11 protein-coding genes are annotated in these 18,441 nt (G+C 47.8%); 5 read left to right on the top strand and 6 right to left on the bottom strand.

What is annotated here, in order from left to right:
* The first annotated feature begins 29 nt into the window (after window positions 1–29).
* Window positions 30–2,528 (top strand): glycoside hydrolase family 31 protein, encoded by a 2,499-nt coding sequence (locus NQ510_RS15285; protein WP_005827670.1) that lies wholly within the window; start codon window positions 30–32, stop codon window positions 2,526–2,528.
* A 21-nt stretch (window positions 2,529–2,549) separates the two neighbouring features.
* On the top strand, window positions 2,550–4,703 hold the full coding sequence (locus NQ510_RS15280; protein ID WP_005827672.1) for a glycoside hydrolase family 97 protein: 2,154 nt from the start codon (window positions 2,550–2,552) through the stop codon (window positions 4,701–4,703).
* A gap of 343 nt (window positions 4,704–5,046) precedes the next feature.
* On the opposite strand, the gene NQ510_RS15275 is transcribed toward NQ510_RS15280, so the two are convergent.
* The 6 genes from NQ510_RS15275 to NQ510_RS15250 all read right to left on the bottom strand — a co-directional run bounded on the left by NQ510_RS15275 (window position 5,047) and on the right by NQ510_RS15250 (window position 12,805).
* Window positions 5,047–6,714, bottom strand: coding sequence for a long-chain fatty acid--CoA ligase (locus NQ510_RS15275; protein WP_005827674.1), 1,668 nt, complete (start codon window positions 6,712–6,714; stop codon window positions 5,047–5,049).
* 115 nt (window positions 6,715–6,829) lie between these two features.
* Window positions 6,830–8,281: a potassium/proton antiporter gene (locus tag NQ510_RS15270; protein WP_005827676.1), complete on the bottom strand. Its 1,452-nt coding sequence runs from the start codon at window positions 8,279–8,281 to the stop codon at window positions 6,830–6,832.
* Between the two features lie 94 nt (window positions 8,282–8,375).
* Window positions 8,376–9,683 carry a sensor histidine kinase gene (locus tag NQ510_RS15265; protein ID WP_005827678.1) on the bottom strand — a complete coding sequence of 436 codons (1,308 nt, stop codon included), beginning with the start codon at window positions 9,681–9,683 and terminating at the stop codon, window positions 8,376–8,378.
* On the bottom strand, window positions 9,673–11,043 hold the full coding sequence (locus NQ510_RS15260; RefSeq protein ID WP_005827680.1) for a sigma-54-dependent transcriptional regulator: 1,371 nt from the start codon (window positions 11,041–11,043) through the stop codon (window positions 9,673–9,675). Before NQ510_RS15260 ends, NQ510_RS15265 begins: the two co-directional genes overlap by 11 nt.
* 243 nt (window positions 11,044–11,286) lie before the next feature.
* Window positions 11,287–12,024 (bottom strand): hypothetical protein, encoded by a 738-nt coding sequence (locus NQ510_RS15255; protein WP_005827685.1) that lies wholly within the window; start codon window positions 12,022–12,024, stop codon window positions 11,287–11,289.
* On the bottom strand, window positions 11,999–12,805 hold the full coding sequence (locus NQ510_RS15250) for a metallophosphoesterase family protein (RefSeq protein WP_034525553.1): 807 nt from the start codon (window positions 12,803–12,805) through the stop codon (window positions 11,999–12,001). The genes NQ510_RS15255 and NQ510_RS15250 overlap by 26 nt, the downstream gene beginning before the upstream one ends.
* A gap of 284 nt (window positions 12,806–13,089) precedes the next feature.
* Here NQ510_RS15250 and NQ510_RS15245 point away from each other — a divergent pair, with 284 nt between their 5' ends.
* Genes NQ510_RS15245 through NQ510_RS15235 form a run of 3 tightly spaced genes read left to right on the top strand, consistent with a single transcriptional unit; the run spans window position 13,090 to window position 18,438 of the window.
* The gene (locus NQ510_RS15245; RefSeq protein ID WP_005827691.1) at window positions 13,090–15,405 is read left to right on the top strand and encodes an ABC transporter permease; all 2,316 of its coding nucleotides are present in this window, start codon (window positions 13,090–13,092) and stop codon (window positions 15,403–15,405) included.
* 24 nt (window positions 15,406–15,429) lie between these two features.
* On the top strand, window positions 15,430–16,113 hold the full coding sequence (locus NQ510_RS15240; RefSeq protein WP_005827694.1) for an ABC transporter ATP-binding protein: 684 nt from the start codon (window positions 15,430–15,432) through the stop codon (window positions 16,111–16,113).
* A 21-nt stretch (window positions 16,114–16,134) separates the two neighbouring features.
* Window positions 16,135–18,438 carry an ABC transporter permease gene (locus NQ510_RS15235; RefSeq protein ID WP_005827696.1) on the top strand — a complete coding sequence of 768 codons (2,304 nt, stop codon included), beginning with the start codon at window positions 16,135–16,137 and terminating at the stop codon, window positions 18,436–18,438.
* Window positions 18,439–18,441: the final 3 nt, after the last annotated feature.

Here is an 18,441-nt window from a genome sequence, read left to right as displayed (position 1 = left end):
TCCAATAAAGGAACAAACAGATTATAGTAATGAAGAAATATATATTTTTATTTTTTGCCGTCTGTGCATTTTCAGTATATGCGAATGCACAGAACCGCACCGGAGACTGCACTTCCTATACCAGTGATGACCGGAGTGTGACCTTCTATTTAAATGACAGTTCTGCCATACAATTACGTCTGTGTAGCCAGTCTACGGTACGTATATGGTTTTCTCCCGACGGTAGTTTCCAGCGGAGTAATCCTTCCTTTGCCGTCGTCAATGAGGACTTGGAGGATGTCGGTACCGTCCATGTGGACGAGCAGAATGCCTGCTACGAGATTTTTACCCCTAAACTCCGTATCCGGGTAAACAAGTCTCCGTTTAACTTACAGATATTCGACAAGTATCAGAAACTGCTGTTCAGTGATTATGCCGATAAGGGGCATATCAGTAACGGGCAGCGCAAATTGGAATACAAGACCCTCCGTCGTGACGAACACTTCTTCGGCTTGGGAGAAAAGACCGGCAAGCTGGACCGTCGCGGCGAAGCCTACAAGATGTGGAACAGTGACAAGCCTTGTTATAGTGCCGTTGAGGACCCGCTCTACAAGAGTATTCCGTTCTTTATGAGCAGTTATCGTTATGGTATTTTCCTGGACAATACGTATAAAACCGAATTTAAGTTTGGTACGGAAAGCCGCGATTACTACAGTTTCGAGGCTCCTGGGGGAGAGATGATTTATTATTTCATCTTCGGGAAGGATTATAAGGAAATCATGAAACAATATGTCGACCTGACGGGAAAACCCATAATGCCTCCTAAATGGGCATTGGGCTTTGCACAATGCCGGGGACTGCTGACGAGCGAGAAATTGTCTTATGAAATAGCTGAAGGCTATCGTAAGCGCGGAATTCCTTGTGATGTTATTTACCAGGACATAGGCTGGACACAGTATTTGCAGGATTTTGAGTGGCGGAAAGGGAACTACGAGAATCCGAAAAAGATGCTTGCAGACCTCAAGGATATGGGCTTCAAGGTGGTGGTTTCGCAAGATCCGGTCATTTCACAAGCCAATAAGCGGCAATGGGAGGAAGCCGATAGGTTAGGGTATCTGGTAAAGGACTCCACCAACGGCAGGAGTTATGACATGCCCTGGCCCTGGGGCGGTAATTGTGGCGTAGTGGACTTCACCCTTCCTGCTGTGGCAGACTGGTGGGGAGCTTATCAGCAGAAGCCCATTGATGATGGCATTGCCGGTTTCTGGACTGATATGGGTGAACCTGCCTGGAGCAATGAGGAGCAGACGGAACGCCTGGTGATGAAACACCATTTGGGCATGCATGATGAGATTCACAATGTTTATGGTCTTACGTGGGATAAGGTGGTGAAGGAGCAGTTTGAAAAACGGAATCCTAACCGTCGCGTATTTCAGATGACACGTGCCGCTTTTGCGGGCTTGCAACGCTATACTTTCGGCTGGACCGGTGACTGTGGAAACGGTGATGACGTGACGCAGGGTTGGGGACAGATGGCCAATCAGATTCCGGTACTGTTGTCTGCCGGTTTGGGAATTATTCCTTTTACTACTTGTGACATTACCGGTTATTGCGGAGATATAGAGGATTATCCTGCGATGGCTGAACTTTATACGCGGTGGATACAGATGGGCGCTTTCAATCCCCTGAGCCGCATTCATCATGAGGGCAACGTGGCTGTGGAGCCGTGGCTGTTCGGCGAAGAGGCCGAGAAGAATGCCAAGGCAGCCATCGAATTGAAGTATCGTCTTTTGCCTTATATCTATACGTATGCCCGCGAAGCACACGAAACGGGGTTGCCTCTCATGCGACCGATGTTTCTGGAATATCCGGCAGATATGGAAACGTTCTCTACGGATGCCCAGTTCATGTTTGGCAGCGAACTGCTGGTTGCTCCGGTGGTAAAGAAAGGAGCGCGAAACAAGAATGTGTATCTTCCTGAAGGAACTTGGATTGACTACAACAACAAACACACAGCATATAGCGGTGAGCAATGGATGACGGTGGATGCTCCCCTCAATACTATTCCTATGTTTGTAAAGCAGGGAAGTATCATACCTCAAATGCCGGTCATGAACTATACGGATGAGAAACCGGTCTATCCGGTTACGTTTGAGATATTTCCTGCTGCAGCGGGCAGTGAAACTACCTTCTCGCTTTATGAAGATGCAGGAACTGATTTAGGATATTTGCGTGGAGAGTTCATGCGCACTCCTATTACTTGCCAGACTACCGACACAGGCTATACGCTGAAAGTAGGTACACGGACCGGTGAGAAATATAGCTTACCCGGCCAACGAAACCTGATGTTCTGCATCTATACGGAACAGATGCCGAAAACAGCTTTGCTGGACGGTCAGAAAATCAAGAAAACGAATGTCGGAAAGCTGGAAGAAAATCGGGAGACAGAGTTTACGATAACTGCCTGGTGTCCCGACAAGAAGCAGGGGACCTGCCTGCTGAGGTTGCCGGATGATGGAAAGGAACATATCATTGAGTTTGTCTATTAACACAAAAAACATATCATTATTATGAAGAAATTTGTACTTAGCGCAGCTTTGCTTTTTTCTGCCCTGGCGGGGAATGCTGAAGGCATTTCATCCCCTTCGGGCATGGTGAAGCTGGATTTTGAACTGACAAAAGACGGGAGACTAGCCTATCAGGTGGATTATAAAGGGACTCCCGTCATCAATCCCAGTACGTTGGGATTGGAACTGAAAGGAGCTACCAGCCTGATGGATGGTTTCAAAGTAGTAAAGACTTCTACTTCCACTTTCGATGAAACCTGGCAACCGGTGTGGGGGGAAACAAAAGATATCCGCAACCACTACAACGAATTGCTGGTAGAACTTGAACAACCGTCTACCACTCGTTTTATGAATATCCGTTTTCGGGTATATGATGACGGCGTGGGATTCCGTTATGAGTTTCCGCAACAGAAGAATCTGGTTTATTTTGTGATAAAGGAAGAGCATTCCCGGTTTGCCATGACCGGCGACCATACTGCCTGGTGGATTCCGGGAGATTATGATACCCAGGAATATGATTACACGGAGTCCAAACTCTCTGAAATCCGTGGACTGCTGCAGGGAGCTGTGAGTGACAATGCGTCACAAACTGTCTTTTCGCCGACAGGTGTCCAGACTTCCATACAGCTTAAAACAGCTGATGGAGTGTACCTTAACCTGCACGAGGCAGCCTTGGTGGACTACTCTTGCATGCATCTCAACCTGGATGACAAGAACCTCGTTTTTGAATCCTGGCTGACTCCGGATGCTCAAGGAAATAAAGGGTATATGCAGTCTCCCTGCCATACTCCCTGGCGTACGGTCATAGTCAGTGATGATGCCCGCGAGATACTGGCCTCCAATTTGATTCTCAATCTGAATGAGCCTTGTAAGTATGATGATACCTCCTGGATTAAGCCGGTGAAATATGTCGGCGTATGGTGGGAAATGATTGCAGGGGGAAAGCCCTGGGCATATACTTTTGACCTCCCTTCTGTGAAACTGGATGATACGGACTATTCCAAGGTGAAACCGAACGGCATTCATCCGGCCAACACGGCTAATGTGAAGAAGTACATAGACTTTGCTGCCGAACACGGTTTTGACCAGGTATTGGTGGAGGGTTGGAATACGGGTTGGGAAGACTGGTTCGGTAATTCCAAGGATTATGTTTTCGATTTCGTGACTCCTTATCCCGATTTTGACATCAAGTATCTGAATGAATATGCTCATTCCAAGGGTGTCCGTCTGATGATGCACCATGAAACATCGGCTTCCGTCCGTAACTATGAGCGGCACATGGAAGCTGCCTACCGTCTGATGAATAAATATGGATATAATTCGGTAAAGAGTGGCTACGTAGGCAATATGATTCCCCGTGGCGAGCATCACTATGGACAATGGATGAACAACCATTACCTATACGCCGTGACCGAAGCTGCCAAACACAAGATAATGGTCAATGCCCATGAAGCGGTACGTCCGACTGGTTTATGCCGTACCTATCCCAATCTGATAGGCAATGAATCTGCCCGAGGCACGGAGTACGAGGCTTTTGCCGGTAACAAGCCCTTCCACACAACGGTACTTCCGTTTACCCGTTTGCAGGGTGGTCCGATGGACTATACGCCCGGTATCTTTGAAATGGACATCAATAAGTTGAATCCGAACAGCCATACGCATGCCAATACTACCTTGGCGCGTCAGCTGGCACTTTATGTCACTATGTACAGCCCTCTACAAATGGCTGCCGACCTTCCTGAGAATTATGAGCGTTTCATGGATGCTTTCCAGTTCATCAAAGATGTGGCTGTGGATTGGGACGACAGCCGCTATCTGGAAGCTGAGCCGGGACGTTACATCACTGTTGCCCGTAAGGCAAAAGGTACGAATGACTGGTTTATCGGTTGCACCAGCAGTGAGCACGGACATGCTTCAACTCTGAAACTGGACTTCCTGGATGCAGACAAGCAGTATATTGCAACCGTCTATGCCGATGCAAAAGATGCCGATTATAAGACAAATCCGCAAGCTTATGTTATCCGTGAAGGTATCGTTTCTCCCAAAACGGTCTTGAAACTGAAAGCTGCTTCCGGTGGCGGCTATGCCATCAGCATCATGGAGGTGAAAGATAAATCTGTATTGAAGGGACTGAAGAGGCTTTCCGGGAATATCTGATTTACGGGCATAAAAAAAGGAGTACCGCTGTACTCCAACCTTTGTTAACCTTAAATCTAATACTATGAAAAACACATTGCAAAGATACGGACTTTTGATAAATCTGCAAATTATCCAACTAAAAAAGTATGTTTTATAACACTTATTAGCCGTTTATTCCTTTGCTTCTATTTTTGTTAACAAAAAGGATGCGAATGTGTCAAAAGCACATGAAGACTTTTATAATGTTATAATATTAGGCGCGGATTACGCGGAATAATGCGGATTCAATAAACTAAATCCGTGAAATCTGCGTCATCCGCGCCTAAAATAAAGCGTTAAAGAAGGTTTTGACACATTCCCCTTACCCTTTTACTTCCTGATACATAAATCTTTTAATGCTCTTCTTTGCCGTTTTCTCGAACTCCTCGAAGTGTATCTTGACTTTTGTAATCTGGCTGTAGGCCGGTAATTGCAGATTCAATTCATTCCGATTGTCCTCCATAACCTTTTCGATGTCCGATTGTTCCATACCATGGGCGAATGCATCGTCAAAATCCGGATAGATAAGAGCCACGAGCTTGTCTTTCTGCAATACGATCAGTGATTCGGACACATAGGGCATGTTGTTCAGTTTGCTTTCAATCTCCTCGGGGTAGATGTTCTGACCACTGGCTGTGAGCAACATGTTTTTGCTGCGTCCGCGGACAGTGACATATCCTTCGGTATCCATCGTTGCAAGGTCGCCGGTGTGCAGCCAGCCGTTTACATCGATGATTTGGGAAGTCGCTTCGGCATTTTTGTAATAGCCCAGCATCAGATTGGCACCTTTACAGATTATTTCTCCTGCCACGTTCTGAGGGTCGGGAGAGTCTATCTTTACTTCCATGCGGGTGGTTGCCTTGCCACAAGAGGCCAGTTTCAATGTTTCCCAGCGGCTGGAACAAATGATGGGGCCGCATTCCGTCATTCCGTATGCAATGGTATAGGGGAAGCCTATCTGCTTCAGGAAGCGTTCCACTTCGGCATTGAACGGTGCTCCTCCGATGATTATTTCATCGAAATTACTGCCGAATACTTCCATTGCCTTTTTGCGCATGTCAGCCTTGATTTTATCGTTGACAATGGGCATCCGCAATAGCAGCTTGCCTATTTTATTGTCTATCCGGGGCAGGATATCCTTCTTGATAATCTTTTCTACGATGAGCGGTACACACGAAATGACCCGTGGCCTGATTTCGGAGAATGACTGTGCAATAATCTTGGGAGACGGCATACGGGTAAGGAAATACAGATGGGCGCCTGCGGAAAAACCGTATAGAAAATCGTACACCATACCAAATACATGTCCCAGAGGCAGCATGGATACAATATGGTCGCCCGGACGTACGGGGAGCATCTCATGGCAATATGCAACATTGGACCAAAGGCTGCGATAGGGGAGCATGACCCCTTTGGAATATCCCGTGGTGCCCGAAGTATAGTTTATGACAGCCAGTTCTTCGGGTGATTCCTCCTTGCGGTAGCTGATATGCTCGGGGCGGAAATTCTTGGGGAAACGTGTGCCATAGAGGACGTTGCGATGCTCGAAAGCCTCCATCAGCTGCTCGTTGCGGCAAACTACCGGAGTGAAGTCCGTCAGCAGTACGATACCCATCAGCAGGGGCATTGCCTCTTCATTGAGGTTTTCCCATGCCCGGTCGCCGACAAACAGCAGCTTGGCTTCGGAATGATTGACGATGTTGTGGATATTGTCGGCCTTGAACTCATGCAGAATGGGAACAATGACAGCTCCATAGGTAACTGTAGCCAGAAAAGCGACTGCCCAATGTGCACTGTTACGTCCGCAAACGGCAATCTTGTCACCGGGCCTAATGCCGGCGCTTTCCAATACGATATGGAATTTGGCTATTTTCCGTGCTACATCTTTGTATTGCAGTGTAATTCCTTTGTAGTCTGTCAGGGCGTTGCGATCCCAGTTTTTAATAATGCTTTGTTCTATATAATCGATGAACCCTTGTTCTTGTTCCATTCAGCTGTTGCACACTTTAGTTAAAACTGCGCAAAGATAGGTCTTATAGTGATGCAAAGCAAATAGTTTCCACTTTTTTCTTGCCCTGAAACGGATAGAAACTTATCTGTAATTCTTATTCCTTGCTATTTTCCGAAATAAGAAGCAGCTTGTCACCGGCATGAAGTTTTAATGTTCCGTTCGGAATGAGGTACTCATCGCCACGTTTTACAATCATCACCAGTGTGCCTTTGGGCAGGTTCATGTCTTTCAGGGTGTCTGCCTGCTCCAGCATTTCTTGTGTAATGGTCATGTCGTGCAGGTTGGAGTCAATCTCTTCGGGCAGTTCAACTCCGAAATCATTTCCGGTCTTTTCCAGCGGGGTGGAGAGGCCAAGCAGCCGGGCTACCCAGGAGACTGTGGTACCCTGGATGACCAGTGAGACGATGGTTATGAAAAATACGATGTTGAAGATGACATGGGCACCGGGCACATTAGCCACCACGGGATAGGTGGCAAAGATAATGGGTACTGCGCCACGTAATCCTACCCACGATACGAATAGCCGTGACTTGAGGGTGATTCTCTTGCCAAAAGGCAGCAGGCAAAGAAAAACGCTGAGAGGACGTCCCACGACAATCATGAATACGCCGATGAGCAATGCCACGACTGCAACTTCCAGCATCTCATGGGGGTTGACAAGCAGACCGAGGCAGAGGAACATGATGATTTGGAAAAGCCAGGTCAGTCCGTCCATAAAAGTATAAATCTCTTTCCGGTGCATGATTTTGTTATTGCCTACCATCATTCCGGCGATATACACGGCCAGGTAACCGTTGCCTTTCAGCAGGTCGGTGATGGAGAAGGTGAAGAATACAAAGGACAGCAACAGGATAGGATAGAGTGCCTGGTTGTCTATATTCAGCCGGTTCAGCATAAGGATGGCCAGCTTTCCGAGGAAATAACCGGTTGCGGCACCGACAATGAACTGTATGGCAAAAGAGCCCAATATCTGGGGAACTCCCATTCCGGAGGACTGGATGAATTGAATCAGCACGATTGTCAGCATATATGCCATCGGGTCGTTACTACCGCTTTCCAGTTCCAGCATGGGGCGCAGATTATGCTTCAGGTTCATTTTTTGTGAACGCAGAATGGCGAATACAGAGGCTGAGTCGGTAGATGACATGGTGGATGCAAGCAAAAGGGAGGTTATCAACGGCAGGTGGATGTTGGTCCAGCTCATGCCGGACAGCCACCAGATAAATAATCCGGTAAAGAGGGCCGTGAGCAGCACTCCTGCAGTTGACAAAACAATGCCGGGAGTCAATATGGGCTTTATCTCCGTAAACTTGGTGTCCATGCCACCGGAGAACAGAATGATGCTGAGTGCAACCATGCCGATGAACTGTGCTTCCTTGGCGTTGTGGAACTGCAATCCCAATCCGTCACTGCCGAACAGCATACCGACGACAAGGAAAAGCAATAACGCAGGCACTCCGAAACGGTAGCCGGTCTTGCCGACAATGATGCTGACGAAAAGTAATATGGAACCTATAAGTAGTATGTTTCCTGCTGTAAATATCATAAATTCTATGCTATATAGTTTGAAATGTGATGTTTCTTATGTCTAATAGTACAAAGATATGCAATGTGTTTAACAAATACAAATCTAAAATAGTTCAATTGAATTTTAAAATAAAGGTGGTTTCTTTACCAGGCAATAAGGATAAATTTCCGCCGGAAAGCCTCATTATTTGCCGGGAAATACTCAATCCAATACCGCTTCCGCCCTCTTTGGTCGTAAAGAAGGGGATAAATATGTGTTCGGCAATGTCATTGGGAATGGCAGGTCCGTTGTTGGAAATTTCTATCAGTATGGCTTCCGCTTCGTTGCAGTAGGCACGTATGTTGATATGTCCTTCTTTATCTGTATTTTTATCCGATTCGATGGCTTGTATGGCATTTTTCAGTAGGTTGATGACCACTTGTGATACCAGGTTTTCATCGGCATATAGAATAAGGTCGCTTGGCGCGATGTCCGTATGAAAGGTGACCCGGACATCGGGGTGCTGGTGACGGGCGAGTTCGACCATCCGCTCGATAAAGCTTTTTACGTAGAACAAGGATGGTTCGGGGGTGGGAATACGGGTGAATTTCCGGTATGATTCCACAAAAGAGAGCAGGCCCTTGCCTGTACTGCTGATAGTCTGCAGGCCGTTTCTGATTTCTTCTTTGGAAACTTGCGCTTCGGTCAGTCCCAGCAGTGTATCGCTCAGGGAGGTTATGGGAGTGACGGCATTCATTATTTCGTGCGTCAGTACGCGGGTAAGCCTAATCCAGGAATCTATTTCCTTTTCATCCAGCTCGTTGTTGATGTCGTTCAAGGCGAGGATGCGCAGATGTTCTTTACGGACTGTGATGTCGCTGACGCGGACAGACATGTTGACAGTGCCTCGCTCGTTGTTGAAAGGCATTTGCAATTTGTCTCCCGGGCGGCAATTGGCAAGAAGGGACGAAAGACGCGGGTCCACGCGGTTCAGCTGGCTGACGTGGGTAAAGACATTGAGGCCCAGCAAACGGAGGGCTTCGCTGTTTTTCTGATATACGGCACCATTGTCGTTCAGCACGAGGATGCCGGTATTCACGCAGTCCAGGATGAGTTCGTAGTACTTTTCTTGCTGGGCTGTTTCACTTTTCACATTATAAAGTATATGGGCAACCCGGTTCAATGCACGGTTCACGAGTCGTGCGTCGGCAGTGTTTTCCGTTTCGGAGAAGTGGATGGCATTGTCGTTGTTTTCAATGGCGTCGAGCATGAAAAGCACTTTCCGCACATGATGGCGGTATAGCTTCTGCTGCCAGTACAAGGCTATGGGAAGCAGCGCAGTGCAGAACGCGCCCCAGAATACGTCGACAGTCCACATCACCCCTGCAAGGAGCGCTACTGCCAGACTGACGGCAACGCGGAATGAATAATTAAAGGCCATACTTCTTCATTTTGTTGTACAACGTCTGGCGGGTGATACCCAGCTGTGCGGCGACGGCAGAGAGATTTCCGCTACATTTGTCGAGCGTCTTCCGTATCATCTGCATTTCCATTTCTTCGAGCGTGGATGCGGCTGCTTCGGGAGTGCCGGTTCGCCGTGCCAGCTGGAACAGTTCTGCGGGAAGGGTTTCGTTGTCACAGATAATAATGGCTTTTTCGATGGCATGTTCCAGTTCGCGGATATTGCCGTACCAGGGGTGGAGCGTAAGTTTCTCGCAAGCGCCGTCCGTCAGGCGGACGGGGGGCTTGTCATATTGCTTGCAGAAGCGGGCGATGAAAAGCTCTGCAAGGGGGATGATGTCTTCGGGCCGCTCGCGCAACGAAGGTATCTCGAGATGTATCGTGTTGATGCGGTACAGCAAGTCCTCGCGGAATTCGCCTTTTGCCACCATCTCGGGCAGATTGCGGTTTGTAGCGCAAATCAGCCGTATGTCTACGGGAATGGGAGTGTTGCTGCCTACACGGACAATGCTGCGTCGTTGGATGGCGGTCAGCAGTTTGGCTTGCAGATGGTAGGGGAGATTGCCTATTTCATCGAGAAAGAGGGTGCTGCGGCTGGCTGCTTCGAACTTGCCGGCACGGTCGGCATGGGCATCGGTGAAAGAGCCTTTCATGTGGCCGAACAGTTCGCTCTCGAAAAGGCTTTCGGTGACTGCACCCATATCCACACTTACCATCTCCTGCCGGTTGCGCGGTGAAAGGGAGTGAATTTCGCGTGCCAGCATCTCTTTACCGGTACCGTTCTCGCCCGTAATAAGGATATTGGCATCGGTAGAGGCCACTTTTTCCACCAAAAGGCGGAGCTGCTGCATGGCGGGGCTGTTTCCCCAATACATGTTGCGGGTATCTGCAAACAGGTGGCTGCTTTCTGCCGTACGTCCGGCATTTGGGCCGTTGGCCGGAGATTTTGTTTCAGAAGCTGATACGGCATTCAGTAAGGTTTCCACCAGTTTCTGGTTGTTCCAGGGTTTTACGACGAAGTCTGTGGCTCCTTCCTTGATTCCCCGTACGGCAAGGTCAATGTCGGCATAGGCGGTAAACAGCACTACGGGCAGGGTGGGACATTGCTTCTTTATTTCATGGAGCCAGTATAGTCCCTCGTTGCCGGTATTGATGCCCGAGGTGAAGTTCATGTCAAGAAGAACCACTTGCCATGACCTTTCTCGCAATACGCTGGGCAGGGTTACGGGAGAGGGAAGTGTGATTATCCCTTCAAAATATGGCTTTAACAAAAGCTGCAAGGCGGTAAGTACGCCTCGGTTATCATCGACAATCAGGATGTTTCCATTTTTTTTTGCCATAAACTATTTCTGTTTTCTGCAGGCAAAGTTAATGATTTATCTGTATTATATGCTTTATTCTATATTTTTGCTTACTAAGAATTAATCGTCCGACAGCTGTTGAATTATCGTCCGATAACTGTTGGACGATAATTCAACAGCTGTCGGACGATAATATAACGATTGTGGGACGAATAGATTTAAGTAAAACAGAAATTAGTTTGTAGCAACTTCAGTAAGAGCTCATGGCGGTACTGAAAAAATTTATAGCAGTTGCAGTTTGATGCCAAATGACAAGCTCAGATAATCCTTGGGTTTCAGATACTTGTTGGTGAAGGCGCTGACTACATATAGGTCACATGTACTTATTTCATAGAAGAAAGTGATTTCTTTGGCCGTGAACCGTCGTTGCGGGTCGATGTCGTAAGTGATGCGCTGTCCTAAGAATGCATGGATGCGTACCTTAGAGGAGAAACCATAATATCCTTTAGGGTAGCGTTCCGGTTCATTGACCCAGAATTCATCGCCGAATACCGTGTTCAGATACATACCGCAAGCCAGCGGTTCTACAGAAAAACGGCTCTGTTTTATTTGCAGGCTCCAGGGAAGGTAGTTCTGCTTGACGGTGAATGTCAGCTTGGTACGTTTGGAGTCATATTTGGGCAATACTCCGAAGAATACGTCTGTTTCCCATTGGTTTCTTCTGCCGTAATCCCATCCGGTACCGAATGACAGCAACCCCATATTGCCGGCAAACTGAATTTTGGTGTGCGTCGGAATCAAGGCCTCCCAATGCCTGCGGTAGCGGTGTACGCGGCGGTCATAACGGTTCTCTCTGGTCTGGCTTTCAATGACGGCATCCGGTTGCAGGTCCATCCATACGGTATCGTGTTCTATGATGAAGATGGTATCTCTCTCTTGTGAAAAAGCAGAAAAAGAGCATACCGACAAGAAGACGACGGCGCATGCCAGGTGATTAATAATATGCCACTTCGCGTTCATATCCGTCGGGGGTTATGGTGAATATATAGTAATTGCGGTTCTTCATGCAGTCGCTCATGTAATACATTATCCCATCTTCAAAGAGGTCTTTCTCGAAGCGATGGTGTTCGTGTGCGGATGTACAGAACTGCAGTCCGGGAAATTCCTTGATGTAACGCTGGAATACGTGTGCCACATTATTGTTGAACTCGTTGCAGAACGGGCGTATGTGCATGGACACAACGGTTTTATCGAATTCCTCTTCACGGTCGCGTATCTGTGCGGCAAGAAACTCGAAGTCGGGAATGGGGCGGGAGTAGTCAAATTCGATGGCGTTGGTATTCAGGCAGACAAACTTTACCCGTCCTGCAATGAAGGAGAAATTGGGGTCTCCGAATATTGCACGATAAGTCTCTTCGCCCGTGCCCAGGCAGTCGTGATTGCCGAGAAGTACCACATAGGGTATCTTGAGTTTGTTCATAATGTCCCGTTGCCAAAGGAACTCGTCTGTTACACCGAAGTCACTGACGTCTCCGCCATGAATGACGAAATCTATGTCGTCCCGCTTGTTGAGGTGGCTTACAAAGTCGTCGGTCTCGTCATACCAGCGCTGGGAGTCCCCCATTGTTACGAATCGGATTGTTGTCTTGTTCTGGCAGTTCTGCTCTATTTGGGCAATGTTGTGGGCATTGACATCGGTTTCACCGCTGATGTGTACATCGTAAGGGTGATAATCTATCATGTCGCAGCCGGCTATAAGCAGGCATAGGAATGAAGGATATAAGAGTTTGGGGAATTTCATGTGCAGGTGCTTCATTTTACGTTTATACTCTATCTTTAGAAAACTGTGGGCAAAGGTAAAGTTTTCATTCTTATGGATTCTTTTCTAATTTCCCTTTTTTTTGTTCTATGAGGCTGAACAGAGATTCGGCCTCTGTCTAATTTTTAGACGGGAGTGTCTAAAAATTAGACACCTTTGTCTTCTTCTGAAATACGATATGCGCTGATAATCAGGTTTGTGCATTCTTTGGCACGCTTTCTGCAATATGAAAAGCAAGAAAATAAATCTAATAAACGATAAACGGAATGAAACAAATCTATTATGTAATTCAGACTTTACTGCGGGGACGCGGTTCGAATATCATCAAGGTCATTTCTTTGGGATTGGGATTGACGATGAGTATTCTGCTTTTCTCCCGCGTGGCATATGAACAGAGTTTTGACACTTGCTTTAAGGATTATGATAACTTGTATCAGGTATGGTCGATATTCTCGGTGAAAGGGGAGAAATTTGAGCCTCAGGAGTGGAATTGCGGTCCCGTGGCAGGGGCCATTTTGGAGAACTTCCCCAAAGAGGTGGAGTCGGCGGTAAGTTTGAGCACGTCTATGGTATCTGCTCCCCTTTACAATGGAAGCGTGCGTCTTGATGACAGGAAGATTGCAGCCGATTCGCTGTTCTTCCGTACTATGGGCATCGACGTCCTGAACGGCAATCCCGAAAAGGACTTGGTGCAGAAGGATATTATTTTCTTGAGTGAACGCTTTGCAAGGAAAGTGTTCGGTGAGGAGAATCCTATAGGGAAAACGCTTAATTATGACCATCAGTTTGACCTGACGGTGAAGGGAATCTATGCCAATTTGCCTGAGAACGCCACAATCAATCCGGAAGCGGTTATCTCGATGCCTACCTTGTGGAGCCGCAACTGGAATAACTACTCGTGGAGCGGGGGAGACAGTTGGGTAGAGTTTATCCGTTTCCGTCCCGGTGCCGACAAATCTGTTGTCAATGCGCGTATTGATGCCATGATAGACAAATATCGCCCGGCAGAAGATAAGAAAGAGTACGGTTACACGGCTTTTGTGCAGCCCATCCGTGATACATACCGCAATTATGATGATGTGCAGCGGATGCGTGTCATTATGAGCATTCTTGGTTTTGCCATTCTTTTCATTGCGGCGTTGAACTATGTGCTGATTTCCATTTCCTCTTTGAGCTACCGCGCCAAGTCGGTAGGCGTACATAAATGCAGCGGTGCGAGCGGTGGCACGGTTTTCAGCATGTTTTTGCTGGAAACGGGTATCATCATTGTGGCGGCATTGCTGCTGATGGCGTTGATAATGCTCAACTTCCGCGATTTTGTGGAAGACACGGTCGTTGTAAAGCTCTCCACCTTGTTGGCTCCGGAGCGTATCTGGGTACCGTTGTCGGTAGTGCTTCTGCTGTTTATAGTGGGAGGCGTATTGCCGGGCCGGCTCTTTGCGCGTATTCCCGTATCGCAGGTGTTCCGCCGCTATACCGAGGGGAAGAAGGGCTGGAAGCGTCCGTTGCTGTTTGTCCAGTTTGCAGGCGTGGCATTCATTAGTGGATTGATGTGTGTGGTGATGTCGCAATACCAGTATGTACTGAAAAAGGATATGGGGTATAATCCCAAGCAGATAGCCATAGGCAATGCCTACTGGGATAATGAAGCGACGCGTGATGCGGCTTATCAGTTCTTCAAGGGATTGCCCTACGTGGAAGCGGTGTCCAGCGCCAACAGCACGCCCATTAGCGGATATAGCGGTTCGATGATTCATAGTGAGAGCGGGCAGGCACTGTTCTCTTGTCGTTCTTCTTATTTCATGCGCGAGGACTTTCCTGCTTTGATGGGCATGACTATGAAGACGGGACGTATGGCGCGCGATAAAGAGGAAGTCGTGGTGAACGAGACCTTTGCCGAGATGATGCGTTGGGGAGACGACGTCGTGGGCCGTACGGTATATACCGAAGGGAATACATTCAAGGTCGTAGGGCAGTTGAAGGATTTCCAGATAGAGAGTTTCAGAACCGAGAAGATGCCTTTCATAGCCCGTGGGAACAAGAATTTTTATGGAACGGTACATGTTCGTTTGAAAGAACCCTTTACCGAAAATCTGCAGAAGTTGAACCACGATGTAGCCGAGGCTTTCCATGACCAGACCATTGACTTTACCGGTTATGAGAAAAGGATAGAGAACAGCTATAATTCTGTCCGTGTATTCCGCAATGCCACTTTGATGGCGGCAGTGACCATGTTCTTCATTATGCTGATGGGGCTGATTGGGTATACCACCGACGAGGTGCGCCGCCGCAGTAAGGAGATTGCCATCCGTAAAGTGAACGGGGCAGAGGCTTCCGGTATCTTGGAAATGCTGTCGAGGGATATACTTGTGGTGGCGGCTCCGGCAGTTGTCATCGGTACGGTATTGGCATGGTATGTCAACGGAATGTGGATGGAACAGTTTGCGGAGCGTATTCACATCAGTTGGGCAGTATACGTACTGGTAGTGATGGCCAATTTGGTGATTATCGTAGCCTGCGTACTTTGGAAGTCCTGGCGGATAGCGAACGAGAATCCGGTGAATAGTATTAAGAGCGAATAAAACAATATTAAAACATTAAATATCATGATTGAGATTAACAACATCAGCAAAGTATTCCGTACTTCGGAAGTAGAGACGGTAGCATTGAATCACGTAAACCTCGATGTAAAGGAGGGAGAGTTTGTAGCCATTATGGGGCCGTCCGGTTGCGGCAAGTCCACCTTGCTGAACATCCTCGGGCTGCTGGACAATCCTACGGAGGGCAGTTACAAGCTGCTCGGTCAGGAAGTAGCGGACTTGAAGGAAAAGGAACGTACCCGTGTGCGCAAGGGCAAGCTGGGATTCGTGTTCCAGAGCTTCAACCTGATAGACGAACTGAACGTCTACGAGAATGTGGAACTTCCCCTTACGTATCTTGGCGTAAAGGCGGGTGAACGTAAGCGTATGGTAGAGGATATACTGAAAAGAATGAACATCAGCCACCGTGCCAAACACTTCCCGCAACAGCTTTCCGGCGGTCAGCAGCAACGTGTGGCGATAGCCCGTGCGGTCGTAACCAATCCCAAGCTGATACTCGCCGATGAGCCTACCGGTAACTTGGACTCCAAGAACGGAGCTGAGGTGATGAATCTGTTGACAGAACTGAATAAAGAGGGTACTACGATTATTATGGTGACCCACAGCCAGCACGACGCCTCGTTTGCACACCGCACGATACATCTTTTCGACGGTAGTGTGGTGGCAAGTGTGGCAGCGCAGGATTTGTAACAGACTTTTAAAACAACTTCCATGAGACAACTATATTACACTCTTCAGACACTGATACGAGGAAAAGGCTCCAACCTCATCAAGATTATTTCCTTGGGACTGGGGTTGGCAGTCAGTATCCTCATTTTTTCCCGTCAGGCATTCGAGCTCAATTATGATACCTGCTACAAGGACCATGAACGTTTGTGTCTTGTCAAAACAGTATGGTATTACAACAACGAGTATCATCCTTCGCATATAACTCTTGGACCGGTGGCTGGTACCATTGCCGAAAACCTGCCTGACGAGGTGGAGAGTGTTACCGTCACCCAGCAATGGTGGAGCAATTCGGCTTGGTTTGCCAATGAACGCCGTTTCCAGACCAATGCCATGACGGCCGATTCTTGTTTCTTTGCCACTATGGGCATTGATGTTGTCAGTGGAGACCCTCGCGAGCTGAATAATCCGGAGGTGGTCTTCATCAGCAGGGAGCTGGCCGGCAGCATGTTTGCCGATAAGAATCCCATCGGGCAGACGGTGGTCTATAACAAACAGATGTCAATGACCGTGAAGGGCATTTTTGAAGATTTCCCCGAAAACTCCAGTTTCTATGGAAGTGGTGTCGTGATGTCTCTGGCTACCTCCTTCAAGCATCATTGGGGATACTGGGGATGGGGAGGTGGAGACAGCTATATGTCCTTTGTCCGTCTGCGCCCGGGGGTGCAACTGGACGATGTGAACACCCGAATAGAGAAACTTGCCGAGCAGGTGCGCAAGAGCGATGATGTGTTTATCAGTCTGGTTCCGATAAAGGACTACCGTATGGAATTTGGTATCAGTACCATGCGTATGGTATGGATTCTGTTGACGCTGGGAACCGCCATACTTTTTATTGTGGCGATGAATTATGTGCTTATTTCCATCTCAGCCATGAACCGTCGTGCCAAAGCTATAGGCGTACATAAATGTAGTGGGGCAAATACGGGAACTATTTTCGGTATGTTCTTATGGGAGACCGGAGTCATCATGCTTTCTTCCTTGCTGCTTGTAGCGCTGCTTCTATTTAATTTCCGTGAGCCGTTGGAGGACATGCTCGACGTTAGTCTTGCCGGTCTTTTCTCTTGGGAAAACATTTGGGCACCGCTTTCAGTGATAGTCATTTTGTTTATGATAGGCGGCATGTTGCCCGGGCAGCTTTTTGCCCGCATTCCGGTGACGCAGGTTTTCCGCCGGTATACCGAAGGCAAGAAAGGCTGGAAACGTCCGCTCTTGTTTGTGCAGTTTGCCGGTACCTCTTTTATTTTCGGCTTGTTGGGGCTGGTGCTTATGCAGAGCCATTACATCACCAATAAAGAACGTGGATTCGATTACCACCGGGTGGCTTATGCTTCGGGCGTATCCTTTGACTCGGATGCGGAAAGCGATGCAAATCGTAGTGTGATGCTTTCTTTGCCTTATGTGGAAGATGGAGCTTGTAGCGGTAATCTTCTTACAGACGGATTGAGCGGAGAAGGGGTTACGACTGATAACGGGCAGTGGATGAGCATGCGTTGGGTGGAATTTGGCAAGGACTATGCCCCGTTTATGAAGTTGGAATTTGCGGAAGGCAAGAATATGGATGCCCCTGGGCAGATATTGGTCAATGAAACATTTTTGAAAATGATGCATTGGGAAGATAAACCGATAGGCAGGCAAGTGCGCAACGGCGATCGCATAGCGGGCAATATTGTAGGTGTACTGAAAGACTTTGCTACATCCAATGCCGCTTATGTGGTGGTGCAACCTATGTATGCAACTTATCTTGACCGATTTTCCGGAAACATCCAATTACGTCTGAAAGAGCCTTTTGACGATAACCTCAAGCGTTTGAACGAAGACATGGAAAAGCTGTTTCCCACCCGTGACATTGTATTTTCCTCGTTCCAAAAGGTCATTGACGACCAGAACAGTACCGTCACGGATTTCCGTAATGCAGCTTTACTGGCTGCCATAACCATCCTTTTTGTTACGTTAATGGGGTTGATTGGCTACATCAATGACGAGATACAACGCCGCAGCAAGGAAATTGCCATCCGTAAAGTGAATGGTGCGGAAGCGTCATCCATTCTCCGGCTTTTCTCGAAGGATATATTCTGGATATCCTTGCCGGCCGTTTTTCTTGGAGGGCTGGGAGCCTGGTATATAGGCGGTGTCTGGATAGAGCAGTTTGTGGAGGGAGTGGATTTTGGTATCTGCGGATTCTTGCTTATTGCATGCATTGTACTATTGCTCATCATCGGTTGTGTAGTATTCAAGGCATGGCGGATTGCCAATGAGAATCCGGTAGACAGTATCAAGAGTGAATAAAGA

It is taken from the genome of Bacteroides uniformis, from assembly GCF_025147485.1.
Taxonomy (GTDB): domain Bacteria; phylum Bacteroidota; class Bacteroidia; order Bacteroidales; family Bacteroidaceae; genus Bacteroides; species Bacteroides uniformis.
This window is presented reverse-complemented; position numbering and strand designations above follow the sequence as displayed.